Source organism: Tunturiibacter gelidiferens, from assembly GCF_014201335.1.
Lineage (GTDB): Bacteria > Acidobacteriota > Terriglobia > Terriglobales > Acidobacteriaceae > Edaphobacter > Edaphobacter lichenicola_E.
Genome location: NZ_JACHEB010000010.1, coordinates 148,247 through 168,435, shown reverse-complemented (window position 1 = coordinate 168,435; position 20,189 = coordinate 148,247). Strand labels below are relative to the sequence as shown.

Genomic DNA, 20,189 nt, shown 5'->3' with positions numbered 1-20,189 from the left:
CCATAATTGTTCGCCTGATTGGACCCAACTTGGAGTTGCATACAACGCTTTTTATGGTTTTTTCAACCAAGTTACTGACAGTTAAACATGGGGGATAGAAAGGCTGGGTGCCGCGTGTTGGGGCCGTCGTAGTGCGTTTTTGGAATAGTAGCGGTGATCGACAGCTGATGCTCGCTGCCAATCTGCCCGACGACTCGACAGATGGCTTCCCCGAGGCAAGCGGTAAAACCGTTTGGCAGGAAGGTCCCGAACAATTTAGAAGTCAAATGCGACCATGGTCGATAAGGTGGTCGTTTCAGGAGGACAAATGAGAGTTCTAGAGGCACCCCAAAAAGAGGAATCGAGGAGCCACTTAAATCCCACTCTTCTGCCAGGAAGGCCCTATCCTCTCGGCGCGGCAGTTCACAAGAACGGCACCAATTTCGCTATTTTTTCCCAAGATGCGACCCGCGTTGAGTTGTGCCTGTTCAACTCGGATGGCGAGCAGACTGCCTGTATTGCTTTGCGTGAACGTACGGCTTACGTGTGGCACGGGCTAGTGCTTGATATCAAGCCCGGACAACTTTACGGCTATCGCATACATGGGCCGTGGGAACCCGACCAAGGCCACCGGTTCAACCCGAATAAATTGCTAGTTGATCCGTATGCGAAAGCTATATCCGGCGATGTCGATTGGAAGGCCCCGATATTTCCCTATGATCTTGCGTCGGGCGACGATGGCAAAATTGACGAACAGGACAGTGCGGCTGGCGTTCCCAAAAGTGTAGTAATCGATAATAAGTTCGATTGGGGAGATGATTGTCCTCCGGAGACACCTCTCGCTGACTCTGTCATATATGAAGTCCACGTCAAGGGTTTTAGCGTACGCAATCCAATGGTTCCTGAGAAACTGCGTGGTACCTACGCCGGCCTGGCGCACGAGTCCAGCATCAACTACTTCAAGAAACTCGGTATTACGGCGGTTGAATTGCTCCCCGTCCATCACTTTATTGATGAGGGACATCTCGTAGATAAAGGTCTTAGCGACTACTGGGGATATAACACGTTAGGCTATTTCGCGCCGATGTCACGGTACAGTTCTTCGGGAGACCGAGGGGGACAGGTGCGTGAATTCAAAGAGATGGTCAAGGCTCTTCACGCAGCGGGCATCGAAGTGATCCTTGACGTGGTCTACAACCATACCTGCGAAGGTAATCATATGGGCCCAATGCTGAGTTGGAAGGGCGTATGCAATGCGACCTACTATCGCACGGTTGAGGGAGACCCTCGGCACTACATGGACTACACCGGAACCGGCAACACGCTTAATGTAAGGAATCCACAAGTGCTGAAGATGCTCATGGATTCGCTGCGATATTGGGTTACCGAGATGCATGTGGACGGGTTCCGCTTTGATCTCGCCGCGACTCTTGCCCGCGAACTCCACGATGTCAGCCGACTCTCCTCCTTCTTCGACACAATCCATCAGGACCCCACCCTAGCGGATGTTAAGCTGATTGCAGAGCCGTGGGACGTTGGTGACGGGGGCTATCAGGTAGGCCAATTCCCTGTTCTCTGGGCAGAATGGAACGGGATCTATCGCGACACCATTCGTCGTTTTTGGAAAGGCGATGCAGGTCAGCTATCGGACTTTGCCAATCGCATAACGGGATCAAGCGATCTGTACCAGTTCGATGGTCGCAAACCCTACGCAAGCATTAACTTCATTACCGCGCACGATGGGTTCACTCTATGTGACCTCGTAAGCTACAACGAAAAACACAACGAAGCGAATCACGACGACAACAAGGATGGCGCCAACGACAACGAATCCTGGAACATGGGCACTGAGGGACCAACGGACGACCCGAAGATCAACACGTTAAGGGAGCGTCAGATCCGCAACTTCCTTGCCACTCTGATGCTTTCGCAAGGAGTCCCAATGCTCGCAGGAGGCGATGAGGTCGCCCGATCCCAGCGCGGCAACAACAACTGCTATTGCCAGGATAACGAGTTGACTTGGTTCGACTGGGCTCTGGACGATTCTCGCAAACGTCTCCGCGACTTCACCAGTCAGCTTATCCAGTTTAGGCTCTCTCATCCCAATCTTCACCGTCGTAAATTCTTCCAGGATCGTCAGATTCGCAGGAAGGACGGAAACACTGTAATTCAGGACATTGCCTGGTACAACCCAGATGGAAATCAAGTCGGAGATGAAGTTTGGAACGCAGGATGGAATCGCTCTATTGGCCTACTCCTGAACGGTCAGACTTTGCAGGTCACGAACGAAGAAGGCAAGCCCGTCATTGACGATAGCTTTCTCATTCTCGTCAACGCTTCTCATGAAGGTGTTGAGTTCACGTTACCGCCGCCGCTGGTCGGATCCAATTGGAACCAAGTAATCGATACGGAAAACATCGATGAACCCTTTGCCAAAGTGGTAGTGGACGCCAAGGTCATCGTGGGCGGCAGATCCCTAAAACTTCTATCCGATGAAACACCACAATCTTAGAGTAGTGGCCTACGGGAGCGATTGGCACAGCCGACCAGCACTCAGCGGCTGTCGGCATAGTGTTCGAACCTAAAACTCCGCAATTACCGGAGAGAAGTCAGCTGCGTCTAAAGCAGGCTCATGCTCGTGCTCGGAGCGCATCGAGGACCTCGTAAGGCTACGAGAATAAGCGGCTTGCCATGAAGTACATGCGACGGCAAACTTTATATCTGAGCTGCCGACCTATGTAGCTTCAACGATAGTGTGATGATCTGCCCAAGCATCTTCCAGCCGATGTGCGAGCAGTTCGATAGGAGCGTTTCGCCTCGGCAGGATTACGAGTAAACCTGCTACAACAGCACAAAAGCCTACGATCCCCCAAAGTATAGTTTTCATCATGTTTCTCCATGTAAGTCGCTGAGTCTTCTGATTGCGTTGTGGGTTTGATGCGGACCGAAGTATCTCTGGCTGCTTGAACACAAGGTCGGGCTGGCGCACTGGATCGCTGCGCTCAAAGCCTCTGATCTGCGCATCAAAGGAAAGGGAAACTCGAGAGGTTGAAAGAAGAATGGGAATGAAGTCGGGGATGAACCAGGACGAAAAGAGTGAACAGCAAGTGATTGTGCAGCGACAAAGACGTATTCCATCACTCCTAGTATGGGTCGCCCTTGTTCTCCCTAACATCGTCTTTGTGGGCGGCGGCGTAATGGGACTAGCACGGGCGCAGGTAAAAGATAGCCCGCAACGGCCTGACAAATCCGATGATTCGCAAGAGCCCAAGCCGGATAAGAATGCGGCAGCGGAAAAGAATAAGAAAGTCTCGGCAAGGGGGGTACCTGGCTTTGATTTGCAGTCTAGCCGAACCGACATTCTGTCGCATCTTAACGCGGTAATTAGCTTCTACCGCGCCTCACTCGTGCCGATTCAGAAGGCCGGGGAGCCAAATGACGCTGTTTACTTCACCCAATCGGTTGAGCTTTCCTCACAGGCTGCAACTTACGCGTTTCAGGCAGCTCAGGCCGGAGCCGCGCTCGCGATTGTGCATCAGGATGTGTCTACTGGCGATAGACAGAGACTAGAGAACACCAAGACGAATGTTGAACAGGCGCTGGTGGTGTTAAAGGGGCGGGAAGACAGCTTGGATAAGGCGATCGCAACGGCAAACTCGCGACAAATCAACTCTCTTCGGCTACAGAGAGAGGGGGTTCAGGCAGCCATCGACCTCAACAATTCCATGGACGAGGCGCTAAAAAAGATTGTAGGCATCTCCGACACCAAAGACGGAAGCGGACTTGCGGCGGATGTAGAGCGACTTCAACGATCCATTCCCGAGTTGAACAGCAAGGAGAAGATTGTTGCGCCTCAACTGACTACGTTGGAGTCAGCGCGATCCTCGGGAGTTAGCAGCCAGGGAGTGGTTTTGTTTCAGTTGTTGGAGACCAAGCACGCGCTTGACGGTCTAATCAGCCAGAACGATAAGGCTCATCAAACGGCCCTTGCTGTTAGAGTACCGATCTCGACCGTTCTTCGCACTCTTGTCACTAAGGGCCAACTGTTGACCGAAGAGGCGGTTGAGGCTTCGGCCCCGCCTCAAGCAACAACAAAGAAGATGCCGGCTGGGACAAAGACCAAGGCGCCCACTTCGATTCAGCCTACTCCGACAGTAACATCTGTTACCCCACCCACGTCGACGTCCCAAGCTACCTCTGCAGAGACACTCGGTTCGATCACGAGGGATTTCCAGGCCCTATCTTCGGCTGCAATCCCCTTGAGCCAGGAACTTATCGTTCTTCAGGAAAGCAGGTCAAACCTTACCGCATGGCAGGGTGCCGTGGATCAGGAGTACAAGGGAGTCCTTCACGCGCTTTTGCTTCGCGTAGTAGTGATCGCCATCGCGCTAGGGATCATCTTTGTTGGGGGCGAGCTATGGAGGCGCGCAACCAATAAATACGTCCATGATCCACGAAGGCGACGTCAGTTGTTGGTGGTTCGAAGGATTGCGATCGGCTTTCTTTCAGTAATTGTCGTCCTTTTCGGTTTTGTGACGCAATTCAATTCCCTCGCAACGTTTGCGGGGTTTATTACAGCCGGCATTGCGGTAGGACTACAAACTGTCCTACTCTCTGTAGCTGCGTACTTCTTTATTGTCGGCAGATATGGGGTCAAAGTAGGCGATCGGATTACCGTCTCATCCGTGACCGGAGATGTAATTGACGTCGGCTTGGTGCGGTTCTACATGATGGAGCTAGCAGGCAGCGGGGTGGAAATGAACCCCACGGGCCGAGTGGCTGTCTTCTCCAACGCAGTGCTATTTCAGGCGGCCACGCCTCTCTACAAGCAGATACCGGGTACCGAGTTCGCCTGGCATGAACTGATTGTGAAGCTCTCAGCGACGACTAATTACACCAAAGTGTGCGACGCCATCATGAACGAGGTGAAGACGGTCTACGAAAGCTATCGTCCTAACATCGAGCAGCAACACCGTGATGTTGAGAACTGGATGCAAGCTCCAATTGCCGCTCCGGAGGTCGATTCACGGCTTCAGTTTAGCGGAGGAGCATTTCAGTTGTGGGCGCGGTTTCCAGTTGAGATCAGAACAGCGGCGAAAACAGATGAGGAATTGACGAAACGCTTAGTCAAGCTAATGGAACAGAACGACGAGTTCAAGCAGGCATTTGCGGCGACACCTGTGATCCAAGCTGCGGTAAAAGGGTAAATCTCAGCGCGCGGTATCGCCAGCGATTCAAGCCACTTTGCGGTGTTCTTCCGTTCAGGCAGCAAACAGAACGCCTTCGTGAACGTCTGGCAACCTTCCTAAATAGAGGCGGCTAGACTTTTCTTATCTTCAATAAGCTCACTCCCCGCACAAGCACAGTTGAGGTAGCGCCGACGGAGGGCCGTTGGACCTTTTCCCTCACATATTGCAGCACGTCTGGGAGAGTGAGCAGCACTGAATGCCCGTCGAACAGCTTCAATCGGCGTTGTGTTTTATCGAGATCTCCTGCAAAGTGCCACAGGCAGATGATGATATTGAGATCAGAAATTTCGCTCTAAGCTTTTGATATAACGCTCTAGTATGTTCGATTGCAAATGGCGGCAATGCGGAGATACAGACAACGGTTGGCCGAAGTTCGGCTGTTGTCGAAAGCATTTCACCAATTGGCCCGATAGGAACGCTATGGCTGCTCAACCCGCTTCTTTCGATGCACTGCGTCAAAAGCAGGCCAACAAGTTCGTCCGCCTCATCTCGTGCTGGTATGCAAACAACGCAACTCGCTGAACTGTCTGTTAGGCACGGGGTTTCGGCGACGTTGATCACTGAGGTGTCACTCAACTCTTCGATCAACTCACGTGTGCTCTGCATAATAAAACTTAGTGTGGCATCATCCAATTCGTTGCGATGCCGGTCCTGTTCGACGAGGCTGAGAGCCGGAATTAGAACTTCGCTGTAGAGCTCATCGAGGGACTTGGTCTGAAGATACTGTTCTAAGACAAGCTTGGCCTCGCCTTGATCTGATGCTAGCAGACGCTGGTAGTAAAGATCGCCTCGCGATATCTCCGATTCGTCGCCCAAGAGAATCTTAAGGAAACTTAGACTTGGGATGTACCGTCCCATAACGACCAAGGAGACGGTTAGCGGCGTAGACAATATTAAGCCAGGAAAACCCCATATCAGAGTCCAAAACACGGCTGCGACGAGAATCGCCAGAGCGGAGAGACCAACCTGTGACCCATACAGAAGAGGCTCAACAAAGTTCGCTACGATGAGTTCTAGCGCAACGAAAGAGGCCATGGTGCCCCACGCGTGTCCCCATCCGGGAAACACAGCGAGCGATAGAAGTATTGGAATTGCAGCAGATGCGGGGGCACCGATGTAGGGCATGAAGCGAAGGATCGCCGCAAGGAGACCCCACAGCCAAGCCTCAGGTATCCCGATTAGGTACAAACCCACCCCGACGATCAAACCGTAAGCGGCATTTACAGCCGACTGCAAAAACAGATAGCGCTGGATGCGACGTGTTGCCTCGTCGAGAGCCTGAGTCATTACATGCAGCCGGCCACCGCTCGACAGATGGATGAATCTATTGCGAAGGTCTTCTTGCCCCATGAGGACAAAAATTGTAAAGACAACAACAAGGCCCGCTGCCCCCATTGAGCCCAGTACGTTTTCGACATAGGCAATCGTGTTCGACTGAGGTACGACCTCTACTGCCAGTGGCCGATCGGGCGAGGATCCTGGAGGCGGCTTCTTGGTATGACCTTGCTCTGGGGACTCTGAACCGGCCTTAGCTAAGTCTTTCTCAAGATCTCCAAAGGTCTCTGACACTTTGCTGAAGTTCGAGTTGCGTAATCCACTTAGCACATGGATCTTCTCTTCCAATATCGTCTTGTAGCCAGGCAGTTGACCAGCCAAATCTGTCAGTTCAACGGACAGCTTCCAGGCGAACCCAAAAGCTAACGTACTCAGACAGAGGGCTATCAGGAGGATTGAAGCCACACGCGGTAACCGGAGTCGACCGAGAGAAGTCATCACCGGCGCCAGAAGCAGGGAAAGTAATAACGCGAGGGCCAGCGGGATAAACACGCTGCGACCGAAGTAGAGCGCGGCGACTACTACGACGAAGGTGACAATGCGCAGCAGCCTCGCCGTTTCGGTCAAATTAGATTTCTTATTCATTTGGACACGATTTCAGCTCAACAGACTATCTGATCGCAGGTACGTCAAGACGTTCATATCATAAGGGTCCTAAAAACGTATCCAACCGAAGTTGTCGAGTAAGCGGATCTACCGGTTAATCCAATTCACGACAAGAGTATATTTGCTTGTCTTGGCGGTAATTCATTGAATCACTGCATCGAAAGATGTAGATAAGAGCTAACCGCTCAGGGCCCTGCTGCACCTGCAAAAGATTTTGAGGTCGCCAAGGGTGGTGACTTCCCTGCCGCCCAAATGGAATAGACGTGAGTGAATTCTGCACCAAAGAAAAATATCTGCGCGGAGTAGTACACCCAGATAACCATTGCGACGAGGGATCCTGCTGCTCCATAGGCCGATCCGGGACTTGCTTTCCCAAGGTAGAGGGCCAGTAACGATTTCCCTAGCGTAAAGAGAAGAGCCGTGAATGTAGCTCCAACTCTGACGTCCTTCCAGTCGACATGCGTGTCCGGAAGGTATTTGAGTATGAATCCGAACAGAACTGCGATTCCAACGAAGGAAAAGACGAAGTTCAGGCCTTCCATAATCAGCGGCGAAATAGGGAGTACGTCGCCGGAGAATTTTGCGACTGCGTCGAATCCAGCACTTGCGATGAGGGAAACGAAGAGCAGGAAGCCGACGCTAAGCACCATTCCGAGAGAAAAAATTCTGCCCTTAATCAGAGACCACACACCAGAGCTCGTCTTAGGAGGTGCCTCCCAGATAGTGTTCAGTGCCGACCGCAGTTCTGCGAACACTCCAGAAGCCCCAAACAGCAGCGTGATCAAGCCGATGAGAGTGGCAAAGATGCCAGCAGACTCCTTCTGGCCGCTTGCTAACATGGAGCGAACAGCTTCTCTGCCTTCAGTTCCGGCCATTCCTTGAACTTGACTGAGCAGATGGACTTCAGCACTCGATTTGCTGAAGACAATCGCGGCGGCTGCTACCAGCAGAATGACAAGAGGAGACACCGAAAGGATCGTGTAAAAGGCCAATGCCGCACCGAGACGAGGCGCATCGTCTTCGTTCCAATCCACAAAACTGCGTTGAACCAACTGCAGCCAAACTCGTGGCTCCATGGTCACATCCAAGTGATACTTATTGAACCCACCACGTGCGGAGGCGTAGACATTTATATGAAGCTAGATTCGATGAAAAGGGTGCTGGGAGCGATACGATTTCATCTGAGCGCCGACCTTGTCGGATTTTTGGGCCTTCTCGAAGGTCGGCGAACGAGACAGGAAGCTGTACAACCGCAGGTGAGCGTGTTCCCGGCGCTTCCCAGTGTTTCGCCGGGGGGTGAGCGTTCTAGTGAAATAAAAGCGGTTCTGGGAGTGAAGATATGCTCGAGATAAGAGCCAGATTTCTTTGCAGGCCGCCAGGACCAGACCAGAACCCCGCCAAGCGGAAGGAACAAGGGTTGCTTATGTTCGTGAGCTACTGGTAGGGTGTCACTCGATTGGAAAGATAGGTCCTTCATGAACGATCCGCTGGCAACTTATCTACACGACCATCTTGCCGGCGCTAACCTCGCCATTGAGTTGCTGCGCGCAATGCGTACTAAACATCAAGATGAGCCCATAGGAAGTTTTCTAGACTCCCTTTTAGCTGAGATTGTTGAGGATCGCGACACTCTGAAAGAACTCGCCAAGGAAACAGGAAACGGTCAGAGTACTTTGAAAGAATTGGGTGCCTGGTTATCCGAAAAAGCGAGCAGATTCAAGCTCGGTGATGGTGCTAATGGCCCGTTTGAGGTGTTCGAAGCTCTTGAGTTTCTGTCGCTCGGCATTCTCGGTAAGCTCAGCCTCTGGAGCGCATTGCACGTAGCGGCTCGGTCAGACACGCGTCTTGAGGGAGTCGACTTCACCAGGCTCATAGGTCGGGCCGAATCTCAATACGCTGCAGTAGAAAAGCGACGAATTTCATGTGCGGAAACCGCATTGAGGCGCGTCAAAACAGCCACTCAACCGTAGAGATTTGCGGCGATCGCTCTACCTTAATCCCACATCATCGGAGCCTAGTCTTCAACGACACAGTCCTCCCTGGGGCGAGTATCTCCTCGCTGTACGCTAGAACTTAGAAAGGGGCCGATGGATGTAACGGAGTGGCCTGTCCTGGTGCTTCTGTCGAGCGGTGGCACATAAGAAGAGGGCTGTTTACGATCTTCCGGGACAGTATCAGGCAACGAGTTCGTTGATAGGCAAAAACACCCGAAAGATGGTGCCACTCTTACCCTGCAGGGTGCTGCTCCTGAATTGAATTCTTCCACGATGGTTGTGAATTATCTCTTTCACAATCCAGAGACCAAGGCCGTTCCCCTCCACCTTGCTGCTCTTGAAGGAATCGAACAATGTATCTCTCATCGCCTCAGGTATACCGACACCGTTGTCTGCGACGGTCATGATAGCTTCCTTTTGTCGGAGGATCACTCGTACATGTAGACTGCCAGAGTGTGGAAGCGCATCAATGGCGTTAAGGAGCAGATTCGTGAGGACTTGAAAGATCTCGCCTCGCTTGATCATCGCGATCACAGTCTCGTCGGATCTTGTCTGCACATTGATTCTCTTGCTCGAGATCTTCACACGATGGAGATGAAGCGCTGATTCAGCCAACTCGACCAGATCAATATCTCTGGCTTCGTTGTCTACGCGAATGAACCCAAGGCTTTTGCTGGTGATTTCTCCAAGTCCGCGCAGCTCGTCGTCTGCTATTTCTAAGTACTCAACGGCCTTCGACTCGGAGGCCGTTGCACACTTTGCGAGATAGATGAGGTTTGTCAGAGCCCCCAGCCGGTTGTTGACTTCATGCATAGTCGCACCCACCAACCGCCCCGCCAGAGCCAGTTGATGATGCCTTCGTAAATTTTCTTCGCACGCTTTGAGCTTCTGACTCTGGTCCTCAAAGGAGTCGCGGTGCCGAGTTGCCGAATCCATAGCCTCTAAGAGAGGAATATTGTGTCTTCGGTTGGCCGCCTCGAGGACTTCATCTGAGCGATGTATGTCGATCCTTTTGATGAGCTGATGAGACCTTATGATTTGGCGGCGGTTCGTGCCATCTGTAACCGAAACTTGCAGCATTATTGGTTTGCTTTGCAGCAGAGACTACAAGTTTCGGTGTGCTCTTTCAGGTCATTGCTCGCACGTTCAACCTGTTCGAGTGCTTCCTTTCTCGCTTCAGGTTCAGGGAGTTTACTTTCGAGCTCCTTTTCGTGCGCAACCGCACCTCTCACTCTTTCCTCTAACCTCTCTTTGTGTCGACAGTTCGGTCGCTCCATGTCGGGTCCTCCTCCGTAAAAGATAGGCCCGCTCTAACGAGCGGGCCTGCGTATATTAGACCTATCGCTACTAGTACTTCGTAGAGGTGTGCACTCCCGTCACGGTTTCACGATCATCGAGGACCTCATCTTCCCGTGCCGTCGAGAGTCGCTCGCCATCGGAAATGTTTCCGAAGGTTCCCCGCCCGCCGGCAGTCTCCTTCGAACCCTCTTCGCTAGTAGAAGCGATATCACGAGCTCCCGTTTCTTTGAGAGCTTCCTTTGCGGCATCGATCTGCTCGGAAGTATCGCAGTGGACCGACAATAGTGTGCCACCGTCTTTCACCGCCCCCTCATACCGCTTCGCTTCATACTCGGGAATTCCCATACCCACCAGAGCTCCAACGATGCCGCCCACCGTTCCGCCGATTCCCACGCCTGCCAACGATGCAATGATTGGACCGGCCGCGATGAGAGGACCGACGCCAGGGATGGCCAGTGCACCGATACCTGCTAGCAGACCCAGCGTGCCACCAATGACTCCGCCGGTGGTGACGCCGGTCGCGGTACCTTCTGGCGCCTTTGTTGCTTTCTCATGGGCGAACGCCCGCGTGCTGTCATCGTCTGGAAGAAGTACGGAGATCGCTGAGTTAGTAAACCCTTTAGCAATCAAATGATCGACAGCGGCTTCTGCTGTCGCTGGGGTTGCGTAGATACCGAATACAGCTGTGTTTTTGTTAGACATATGGTGCTCCTTTTGTGATGTTCTGAGTTATCCAAGCTCTTAGGGTTTGACCGTAAGCTGATCAGTTACTTTATCCGCAGACACGACGTTTGCCGCCATGGCCGCAACCTTCTCCTTCTCCTCGTCCGACTTCACTGGGCCTTTTAGGGTGACGGATCCGTTGAGGGTGATGATCTTGACATTATGGGCATAGGTTGAAAGCGTCTTATCCGAGGTAATCGCCTTGCGAATCTTAGCTGTTGTCATCCGGTCAGACTGGGCATTCGACTGATTGTCGGCAGTTGGAGTCTGGTTCTTGTTCTGATTCGAGTTGTCAGGCGCTGTTTGTGAAGTGCCGGACTGGAGCACCGGTTGTGAAGCGTTTAGGTGGACGCAGCAGCAAAATATGATCGCTGCAGTTGTACGGAGGGCAGTGCTAAGAAGTGTCATGGACCAATACCTTTCGAATAAGTAAGCTTTCAGCCGCTGGATTAAGATGCGTAGCTCGTGTGCGTCCCGGCAATCGGTCTGATGAGAACCACGACCTGCTAGTTGTTCACCGATTGAACAATTCGCGCCGCCGCTCCTAACGCCGAGAGAGAGGCTTGATGGGACCCGCTGTCGGGGCCCTCCACATACGATGGATTTGCATCTGACCTAAGGTACGCAGCACGCAAATTAAATTTGGAGTCACCCTATGTACCATCATGTAAAAAAGCTGATGTACACCGTCAATATTGGAGAGTCAGACGTGAAGTTTGGCAACATGCTTCTTGAGCAGTTTGGCGGAGCCAACGGCGAGCTGGCCGCCGCTATGCAATACACCATCCAAGGGTGGAATTGCGTAGATGACCTGGGACGACGTGATCTCCTTCTGGATATTGGGACAGAAGAGTTGAGTCACCTGGAGGTGGTCGGTGCTCTCATCCGCATGCACCTAAAACCTCTCAAAACGAACAGAGAGGCGGCTGAAGCGGATCCTCTAGTCGCCATTGCCGGAGGAGGAGGAGTAGGTCTATTCGATTCAATGGGAACGCTTGGACCGCTAACTATTTGAAGATCACCGGTGAGTTGGATGTCGATCTGCGAAGTAATATCGCGGCAGAGTCGCGAGCCAAGATAGTGTATGAGCGTCTTATCGATCACACAGACGATCCGGGCACCATCGACACCCTCCAATTCCTGATGACCCGGGAAATCACCCACATGAAGGCCTTTCAGGCTGCACTCGATAGTTTGGAGAAGTCGCCATTCTCCGTTGGACTTCTGAAGCCTACCCCTGGAATCGTGGACGAGTACTTCAATGGGTCTACGGGTGACGGGAATGAAGGCGATACCGATATGCGTGGGCCCTGGAACTCGTCCTTCGGACTTCACCCAGTGGAATCGCAGATGGCGGGTGGGAAGGGACTTTCGGTCGGCGATGTTGACGGCAAGATCGATGGCGAAGACCGCGGGAAACAAGATGACGCCCAAAAGGCGACTACATCTCCCAAGGATGAAGCTATTGGCAAAGCAGGCACAAGCAAGGACCACTCGCATAACGGCAAAGCTGCTGCTTCGAGCTCAAGATAAACAATGCAATAGCACTACTAGGCGGTCTCTCTCGGAGACCGCTGCTCGCTTGGTGCAGTGCCATCCTTGTGAAGATCGGATGTAGGCCGTGGTAAAAGCTGTCTTATGTGATATTGACGGAACGCTCGTTGAAAGCAACTGGCTTCATGCAGCCGCATGGAGAGATGCGTTCGCCGTCGCCGACATCGTAGTTGATCTCGAAGATGCACGCCGACAGATAGGGAAAGGTGGAGATGAGTTGATACCTGTCTTCGTTCCCTGGTGGAAACGGAAGGCCACAGAAGAACCACTGAAGGCATATCGACAGTTTATCTTTCGTAAAGACTACTTACATCAGGTCAAGCCTTTCCCTAAAGTCCGCGAATTGCTGGAGCGTATGAAAGAAAAAGGAATAGCAATATCTCTCGCCTCTTCAGCACACAAAAGCGAGCTCGATGTCTACAAAAAGATCGCCAATATCGAAGATCTTGTCGAGGAAAGCAGTTCGGCCGACGATGCGAAGCGATCCAAGCCCCATCCCGATATCTTCGAAGCGACTCTGAAGAAACTTGGCTTGTCACCCAAAGAGATGCTGGCACTCGGGGACACACCCTATGACGCTGAGGCCGCCGGAAAGGCATCGATCTTGACTGTGGGAGTTACGACCGGTGGCTGGAGCGAGAAAGAGCTGCTGCATGCAGGGTGCATTGAAGTCTACAAGGACGTGGAAGACTTACTTGCGAACTTCGAACGAAGCGCCTTCTACAAGATTTGAGATTAGGAGGCGGCTACAGTTATGAGCATAACGCAACAACTTATCTATTTGTTTGTCCTTGCGATCCCAGTCGCTTCGATAGCCTGGACTATCACGCACGAAGAGGTCATTCGCGAGTTTCGCGAAACCTGTCATACCAAGAGCGCAGAATGTCCGCGCTTGTATCAGCGAAAGTTCTTCTATCTGTTCACTTGTGAGTATTGCTTCAGTCACTATGTCGCTTTGATTTTCCTCGTAATAACTCGGTTTCAGCTTTTATATCCGGATTGGCGCGGATACCTAATCGCTCTCTTCTCTTTGGTTTGGGTCGCGAACGTTTATATGAGTTTCTTTGGAATGATCCGGCTAGATCTAAAGAAAGAACGGGTTGAGATCGCGAAAAGCGAAGCCACGCAATCGGCATCGCCGTTAAACGGTAGTCTCTGAGGGCTCTAAAGATCAAAGCAAAACGTGGGCTCTACGGAGCCATGCAACGCTGAAGCATAGGATTGCTTCTCACTCGATGGTGTTACTGTGCGGCATGCCGCCCTTGGAGAGTACATGAAAAGATCAACTCAAATAATCTGCTGCGCCGTCCTGAGCTTCGCGTTCGGCATGATGCCCACGAACGCAACAGCGCAAAGTGACGACGACAAGAAGTTTCTAGCTATGGCTGCACAGTCGGACCAGAACGAAATTGCACTGAGCAAAATGGCCGAGCAGAAGGCCACGAACCCAGATGTGAAGGCGTTCGCCGAAAAGATGATTGCGGAACACACGCAGATGACGGCTAGCATGAAGCCGTTTGTCGACGCATGGGGCCTGACGCCGCCAACGGGTCCCGACGCCGATCACCAAAAGGAGTTGGATAAGCTCAATGGGCTGTCGGGAAATGATTTCGACAAGGCATACATGAAAGATATGGTCTCCGATCACACGAAAGCGCTAAGCGCATTCACGAAAGAGGCTAAAGACACCAAAGACGCTAAATTTCGTGCTGCCGTAATCAAGGGAAAGACAGCCGTCGCCGCACACAAAAACATGGCTTATGATCTGGAAAAGAAGCTTTAGCCTCTATCTAAACGATCCGCAGAAAGCCCTCCCGAAGCTGGGAGGGCTTTCTTATTTGTTTCCCTACACGGAACCTCAAATTGACTCGAACGCCACTTGCTGGGTTCAATGAATTGAGCGTTTCACTCCATGGTTAAGACGGTACCGTATACCGTTTCTGACGGTCATTGCATGCGGCTCGAAGTTTCTCATAGCGGATTTGCAGTTCATCCAACTCAAGGTCGCTCAGATTTTCGATGTCGATCATCTGATCCCTGGCCTTGTCCACTGCGTGGATGAGCTCGTTCAACTTTAGATTGATCGCGCGCGCATCTGTGTTCTGCGTATTTTGGATGAGGAAGACCATAAGAAAGGTAATGATGGTCGTTCCGGTGTTGATCACGAGCTGCCAGGTATCAGAATAATGAAACACCGGACCGGTGGTGCCCCAAATGACAATGACGAGCCCGGCCCCAGCGAATGCCCACTTTGATCCCAACCAACCAGAAGCCGAGGCAGCGAACCTGCCGAACCAATCGTTGGTAGTGCGCGTCTTTACTTCAATTGGTGTTTCCTTCATAGGCGCCCTCCCCTGAAACGAAGCCTGCGTCAAGCACGGCAAGTCTATCGAGATAGCGCTACTCTACATTAGTTTCTCTGAGATCCCGGTAGGCCTTTGCCTCTCCGATCCGCGTCACAGGATTCGCGCCGGGATCGCCCAGCCATCTAAACCCCTCTCGTCGGCATCGCACGGAGCACGGGGTAGACATGCCAAGCGCCGGAATACCAGTCAGAAATTTTGGAAAATCTAATGTGAAGATCTCCGCTCTCGGCCTTGGTGGGCATCACCTGGGAGCTGCGAAAGACGAGCCGACTGCCGTTCGTCTGGTTCATCGAGCGGTAGACGGCGGCATAAGCTTCTTCGACTGCTGCTCGGAATACAACCGAGGCAAATCGGAAGATTGGTTAGGTAAAGGCCTGAAAGGGCTTCGGGAGAGGGCTTTTCTTATGACGAAAGTCTGCACGCATGGGAGGGATGCGAGTCTCGCCATGCAGATGCTGGAGCAGTCGCTACGTCGTCTTCAGACTGACCATCTCGATCTGTGGCAAATCCATGGCGTTACCTTCCAGAACGATCCTGAACTGTTTATTCGCCCGAATGGTGCTGCAGAAGCTCTGAGGAAAGCCAAGGAGCAAGGTAAGGTCCGTTTTGTTGGTTTTAGTGGGCACAAAGATCCCGATATCCATCTTGCGATGTTGAATTGCGGTTTTCCTTTCGATGCGGTGCAGATGCCCCTCAACCCTTTTGACGCCAATTTCTTCTCGTTCGAGAAAAAGGTCCTTCCGGTGCTGGTTGAGCGCGGCATTGCACCCCTTGGCATGAAGCCCATTGGTGGTAAAGGCGAGCCTATACAAAGCGGGGTCTTCACGGCTGAAGAACTCCTTCGATATGCAATGAGTCTCCCGGTTGCGACGACCATCTCTGGCGCCTCAGAGCCTCACATACTTGAGCAAAATCTCACCATCGCCCAAAACTTTACGCCTCTCAGCCCGACTGAGATGCAGTCCATGCGGGATCGCGCGAAGCCATATGCCGGAGACGGACACTTTGAGCTCTACAAGACTTCGATTAAATACGACAATCCGGAGGCTCGCCTGGCTCACGAATTCCCTATCGATATGCAGTCGGTAGAAGTGAAACAGATGGTGTATTCGACGACCAATTCTGGGCGGCCATTTCCTGACGTGGCTGAATAAATTGCAATCGTACAGAGGGTTTTGCGTGAAAAACGAACATGATGATTCCAAGTCAGAGGTCAGTAGGCGGCTATTTCTAAAAGGCGCCGCTATAGGAGGCGCGATGACTGCTCTCTCCGCTACCGCCGGTGCCCAAAGCCACGTCGCTCAAAACACAATCAATCCAGAAGTGCTAAATTTCTCTGGAGAATATGACACGCCAGTTGCAGAATTTCAAGTACCCCGTCGTGCGATGGGTAAGACCGGTCTCGAGGTATCGATCTTGGGGATGGGTGGATTCCATCTCGGGACGGCCGCCGGCCAACCTGAAGTCAATAATATGATCGCGAAGGCAATGGATCACGGAATCAACTTCTTCGACAACGCATGGGAATATCACAAGGGTGTAAGCGAAGAACGGGTTGGGGCGGCGTTGAAAGGAAAACGCGACAAAGCTATTGTAATGACCAAGGTCTGCACTCACGGTCGCAAGAGAGACGTTGCCATGCGAATGCTCGAAGAATCACTTACCCGTCTTCAGACCGATCATTTGGATGTTTGGCAGGTCCATGAGGTCGTTTATTACAACGATCCCGAAAAGTGCTACGCATCTGACGGGGTACTGGAAGCCTTGAGCGCGGCGAAGCAGCAAGGTAAGGTTCGTTTCGTTGGGTTCACCGGCCACAAGAACCCTTCGATTCATCTCGAGATGCTGAATGGGGGCTATCCCTTTGATACGGTTCAGATGCCGCTTAATCCGTTCGACTACAGCTATCGAAGCTTCCAACAACATGTTCTGCCGGTGGCGACTCAGCGAGGGATGGCTGTCTTCGGTATGAAAAGTATGGGCGGGTCAGGCGAGATGATTTCGAGCGGCGCACTGACGCCAACCGAGGCTTTGAGCTACGCCATGAGCTTGCCGGGGGTTTCAACAACCATCAGTGGTATGGATTCGATGGCGGTCCTCGATCAGAATTTGAAGATCGTACAAAACTTCACCCCGCTGACAGCTAAGCAGATAGAAGACTTGCGGGCGTACGGAAAGCGATTCGAGGATGGGCGGTATGAGTTGTTTAAAAGTACAGTGAAGTATGATGGCGATCTCGGGCGACAACAGCACGACTACCCCCCATCTGCTGACTTGCCGGCCTAACCTGAGCGGCCGCAGCTTGAAGTTGCCGACCTAACCAATTTCCTCACGAATACGATGCTATGCGATCCGAAGAAGAGAAACACCGCCTGCACATCCTTGGCTCAAGGCAACGTCAGGTGATTTGACTGTGAGTTATTCCGTGGAGCAGTTCAGTTGCATCATATGAGATGTCGCGACTGTGCCGCACCTTCGTTGGGCCCCTTGTGTTGACCAGCGCTTCCTGATGGAGGCCTTATGAAAATCCGGATATTGGTCGCTTTATTGATGCTGTCTTCGATATGGGTTAGCGCGCCGGGACAGTGCAAGAAGCCTGAGATCAACCCGATATGGGACAGCACTAACAATCAGTTCAGATGTGTTGATCCTGCCGCCGGCACCGGTTCAGATCATGATGATAGTGTGTCCCCCACGGGAACCAAACAATCGTGCGGTGCGGTGCGAGAAAACCTACTCAAGGTCTGTCCAACTTCGGATGAAGGCAAGATCTGTAGAGGTAAAGCTAAGTCCATCTTCAACGCATGTTACAAGAACGGAAGCGAGGATCGTAGTGCGGCGTCCAATACCCGAGGTCAATTGGGGAAAGCCGACTCTTCCACTTGCATGACTACCTACAACCAACAACAGCAGGCATGCCAGTCTCGCCGACAAACCCCCGCATCCCCAGGTCAACCTTCGGCTCCTGATACTTGCCTACAAGATGCTTTGGCCGCGGAGAATAAGTGTCTCGCGAACAGCCATTGACAGGCGTTTGGGTCACTGATCGCACGCTTTAGAACGAGGAGGGCCACCTTCGCCAAAAGGGCCAGGCCTACTAATTTTGGGGACAACAACCAAGCTGATGCCCATTAAGCGTTCAGTGTGTTTGTTCGTCACTCCTGAGCTTAGGCCCAGCCCCTCCGCCACGGAATGCTCTTAGCGTCATCAGGCTCCTTTCCTTCTGAGCCAGCGACAAAACCCCGGTCATAGTCCACTACTTCTTCTTCGGTGCGATCACGCATGAGGAATGATTCTCGATCAATGTCGTCTGAATCTATTGGACGCTCCAACTCTTCGGCGTCTCGGAATGTGACCACTGGATCACTAACGTTCGCTCGTTTCATTTCACACCTCGTTACAGTCATCACAGCCCACGCCGTGCTCTACTAGGGCCATGTAGCAGGTCGTCATATCTGTGATGCGGTCTGAAGGCTCCTCAGTGCCGATACGGTTGACCCCTTCACCGCAGCTGATTAGAAACGCCTGAGCTAACATCATCCCTTCCGGGCACGTCGGCATATCTTCGGCGCTCCATAGTGCAAGTAATGCTTTGTTGTTCATTGGAACATACCACCCTACCTTCTAACTGAAGACACATACCATCCTGGACAGTCGCCCTCAGCTAAACAGAGTTCGCTTCGTGAACGGAACCCATTGAACTGCAAGAGCAGGGAACCGCTGTCAATTCCGATCGATCGGTTTGGAACAGGTGTTGAACGTCCTTCTCAAGCTGATCCCAGTTGATATACCGGTACAACCATTCGTGATCTCATTCCACTGTGTAGACATCGCCCGCCAAGAACCAGCAGGCCGCAGATATACCGATCAAAACCCCTTCGGGTCTCATACGGGAAGCAGATGCGTCCTGGCTAAATTTAGTTGCAGTTACGCTATTTGACCCGCAGTTTGGTAAGACATCCTGTGGGACTTCTCTTAGCGGCGCCAGTCTTTTCTCCACAGTTGCGAATATCGACTTGTTACCTTTTCGCATCTATCAGGAGATAATGATTGAAATTGCGAGCTGGAACGTAAACTCAATTCGAGCTCGTCTCGAACAGGTCACAGCGTGGCTAGAGACATACCAGCCGGACGTCCTCTTGCTGCAGGAGTTAAAGGGAACAGAATTTCCGGCCGACGTGTTCAAAAATCTTGGATACGAGAGCGTCGCGGTAACCCAGAAGGCTTATAACGGCGTCGCGATCTTGTCTCGCCACCCGATCGAGACTATAAGCAGGACGCTGGCTGGAGATGAAAAAGACAGCCATTCCCGGTTCCTCGAGGTGATGATCGGCGGTCTCCGTGTCGTTAACATCTATCTTCCAAATGGAAATCCCATAGGAAGTGACAACTTCGCCTACAAATTAGCCTGGATGGATAGACTTCACAGACAGCTAAAGATTTGGGAGAAGAAAGATCCTCCGACTCTGATAGGAGGGGACTTCAATGTCATCCCGGAAGATATCGATTGCCACAAGCCTTCCTCGTGGATACGCGATGCACTTTTCCAGCCGGAGCCACGCGCAAAATATCGCAGTCTACTCAAACTCGGCTATATTGATGCGTTCCGGTCTTTGCATCCCGATTTGAAGGGACAGTTCACCTTCTGGGACTACTTCAGGCAGGCCTTTCAGCACAATCGCGGAATTCGAATTGACCACTTCCTACTATCGCCATCCCTGGGTGAGAGATTGATCTCTTGCGAGATTGATAGAGGGCCGCGGGCACAGATAAAACCGTCTGATCACACGCCAATCGTCGTCAAATTGCGATAACTGTCGAATATGGTCTAAAAGAGAAGCTGTTAATACCGACATCAGTCCAGGCAATCCCCACAGATGCAGACGGGCCGCCCTTCCGGAATGCTTGATGCTCATTCAGCCGTTTGTAGAATTGAAGGCTCTTGCCTCGAACGCGGGCATGGGCCGATCTGGCTGTCTGCGCCTGTCGATTTACGTTAAGAACCGTTTCCCGATCACCGGGTTTGATAGGAGAGATACCTTCCGTCATCTGCCCTTTGTACGGAAATATAATCGAGAGATGAG

At 52.2% G+C, this 20,189-nt stretch carries 17 protein-coding genes; 10 read left to right on the top strand and 7 right to left on the bottom strand.

Annotation, left to right across the window (positions count from 1 at the left end; genetic code table 11):
• Positions 1-307 precede the first annotated feature (307 nt).
• The gene (gene glgX / locus HDF14_RS19420; RefSeq protein ID WP_183979952.1) at positions 308-2,491 is read left to right on the top strand and encodes a glycogen debranching protein GlgX; all 2,184 of its coding nucleotides are present in this window, start codon (positions 308-310) and stop codon (positions 2,489-2,491) included.
• Between the two features lie 553 nt (positions 2,492-3,044).
• Positions 3,045-5,186: a mechanosensitive ion channel family protein gene (locus tag HDF14_RS19415; protein WP_260698414.1), complete on the top strand. Its 2,142-nt coding sequence runs from the start codon at positions 3,045-3,047 to the stop codon at positions 5,184-5,186.
• A gap of 255 nt (positions 5,187-5,441) precedes the next feature.
• Here the strand turns inward: HDF14_RS19415 and HDF14_RS19410 are convergent, their stop codons facing one another.
• On the bottom strand, positions 5,442-7,148 hold the full coding sequence (locus tag HDF14_RS19410) for an AI-2E family transporter (RefSeq protein ID WP_183979950.1): 1,707 nt from the start codon (positions 7,146-7,148) through the stop codon (positions 5,442-5,444).
• A gap of 206 nt (positions 7,149-7,354) precedes the next feature.
• Positions 7,355-8,245 (bottom strand): YihY/virulence factor BrkB family protein, encoded by an 891-nt coding sequence (locus HDF14_RS19405; protein ID WP_183979948.1) that lies wholly within the window; start codon positions 8,243-8,245, stop codon positions 7,355-7,357.
• 399 nt (positions 8,246-8,644) lie between these two features.
• Here HDF14_RS19405 and HDF14_RS19400 point away from each other — a divergent pair, with 399 nt between their 5' ends.
• Complete coding sequence (locus HDF14_RS19400) at positions 8,645-9,139, top strand: hypothetical protein (RefSeq protein WP_183979946.1); 495 nt, start codon at positions 8,645-8,647, stop codon at positions 9,137-9,139.
• A 204-nt stretch (positions 9,140-9,343) separates the two neighbouring features.
• Here the strand turns inward: HDF14_RS19400 and HDF14_RS19395 are convergent, their stop codons facing one another.
• The 3 genes from HDF14_RS19395 to HDF14_RS19385 form a co-directional block, all read right to left on the bottom strand.
• Positions 9,344-10,099: a sensor histidine kinase gene (locus tag HDF14_RS19395; protein WP_183979944.1), complete on the bottom strand. Its 756-nt coding sequence runs from the start codon at positions 10,097-10,099 to the stop codon at positions 9,344-9,346.
• 411 nt (positions 10,100-10,510) lie between these two features.
• On the bottom strand, positions 10,511-11,164 hold the full coding sequence (locus tag HDF14_RS19390) for a general stress protein (protein ID WP_260698413.1): 654 nt from the start codon (positions 11,162-11,164) through the stop codon (positions 10,511-10,513).
• A 39-nt stretch (positions 11,165-11,203) separates the two neighbouring features.
• The gene (locus HDF14_RS19385; RefSeq protein ID WP_183979942.1) at positions 11,204-11,593 is read right to left on the bottom strand and encodes a BON domain-containing protein; all 390 of its coding nucleotides are present in this window, start codon (positions 11,591-11,593) and stop codon (positions 11,204-11,206) included.
• Between the two features lie 247 nt (positions 11,594-11,840).
• On the opposite strand from HDF14_RS19385, the gene HDF14_RS26840 reads away from it, so the two are divergent.
• From HDF14_RS26840 to HDF14_RS19370, 4 genes are all read left to right on the top strand, one after another.
• Entirely contained in the window at positions 11,841-12,200 is a 360-nt protein-coding gene (locus HDF14_RS26840; protein ID WP_260698412.1) for a manganese catalase family protein, read from the top strand.
• Positions 12,197-12,718: a manganese catalase family protein gene (locus HDF14_RS26835; protein ID WP_260698411.1), complete on the top strand. Its 522-nt coding sequence runs from the start codon at positions 12,197-12,199 to the stop codon at positions 12,716-12,718. Before HDF14_RS26840 ends, HDF14_RS26835 begins: the two co-directional genes overlap by 4 nt.
• 88 nt (positions 12,719-12,806) lie before the next feature.
• Positions 12,807-13,472 (top strand): HAD family hydrolase, encoded by a 666-nt coding sequence (locus HDF14_RS19375; protein WP_183979940.1) that lies wholly within the window; start codon positions 12,807-12,809, stop codon positions 13,470-13,472.
• A 540-nt stretch (positions 13,473-14,012) separates the two neighbouring features.
• On the top strand, positions 14,013-14,522 hold the full coding sequence (locus tag HDF14_RS19370; protein WP_183979938.1) for a DUF4142 domain-containing protein: 510 nt from the start codon (positions 14,013-14,015) through the stop codon (positions 14,520-14,522).
• Between the two features lie 133 nt (positions 14,523-14,655).
• Here the strand turns inward: HDF14_RS19370 and HDF14_RS19365 are convergent, their stop codons facing one another.
• Positions 14,656-15,081 (bottom strand): low affinity iron permease family protein, encoded by a 426-nt coding sequence (locus HDF14_RS19365; protein WP_183979936.1) that lies wholly within the window; start codon positions 15,079-15,081, stop codon positions 14,656-14,658.
• Between the two features lie 233 nt (positions 15,082-15,314).
• Between HDF14_RS19365 and HDF14_RS19360 the strand changes: the two genes are divergently transcribed.
• Both HDF14_RS19360 and HDF14_RS19355 read left to right on the top strand, forming a co-directional pair.
• On the top strand, positions 15,315-16,259 hold the full coding sequence (locus HDF14_RS19360) for an aldo/keto reductase (RefSeq protein ID WP_313899638.1): 945 nt from the start codon (positions 15,315-15,317) through the stop codon (positions 16,257-16,259).
• 25 nt (positions 16,260-16,284) lie between these two features.
• Positions 16,285-17,391 carry an aldo/keto reductase gene (locus tag HDF14_RS19355; protein WP_183979932.1) on the top strand — a complete coding sequence of 369 codons (1,107 nt, stop codon included), beginning with the start codon at positions 16,285-16,287 and terminating at the stop codon, positions 17,389-17,391.
• An 881-nt stretch (positions 17,392-18,272) separates the two neighbouring features.
• On the opposite strand, the gene HDF14_RS19350 is transcribed toward HDF14_RS19355, so the two are convergent.
• Positions 18,273-18,491 carry a hypothetical protein gene (locus HDF14_RS19350; protein ID WP_183979930.1) on the bottom strand — a complete coding sequence of 73 codons (219 nt, stop codon included), beginning with the start codon at positions 18,489-18,491 and terminating at the stop codon, positions 18,273-18,275.
• 660 nt (positions 18,492-19,151) lie between these two features.
• On the opposite strand from HDF14_RS19350, the gene xth reads away from it, so the two are divergent.
• Complete coding sequence (gene xth, locus HDF14_RS19345) at positions 19,152-19,919, top strand: exodeoxyribonuclease III (RefSeq protein ID WP_183979928.1); 768 nt, start codon at positions 19,152-19,154, stop codon at positions 19,917-19,919.
• Positions 19,920-20,189 lie beyond the last annotated feature (270 nt).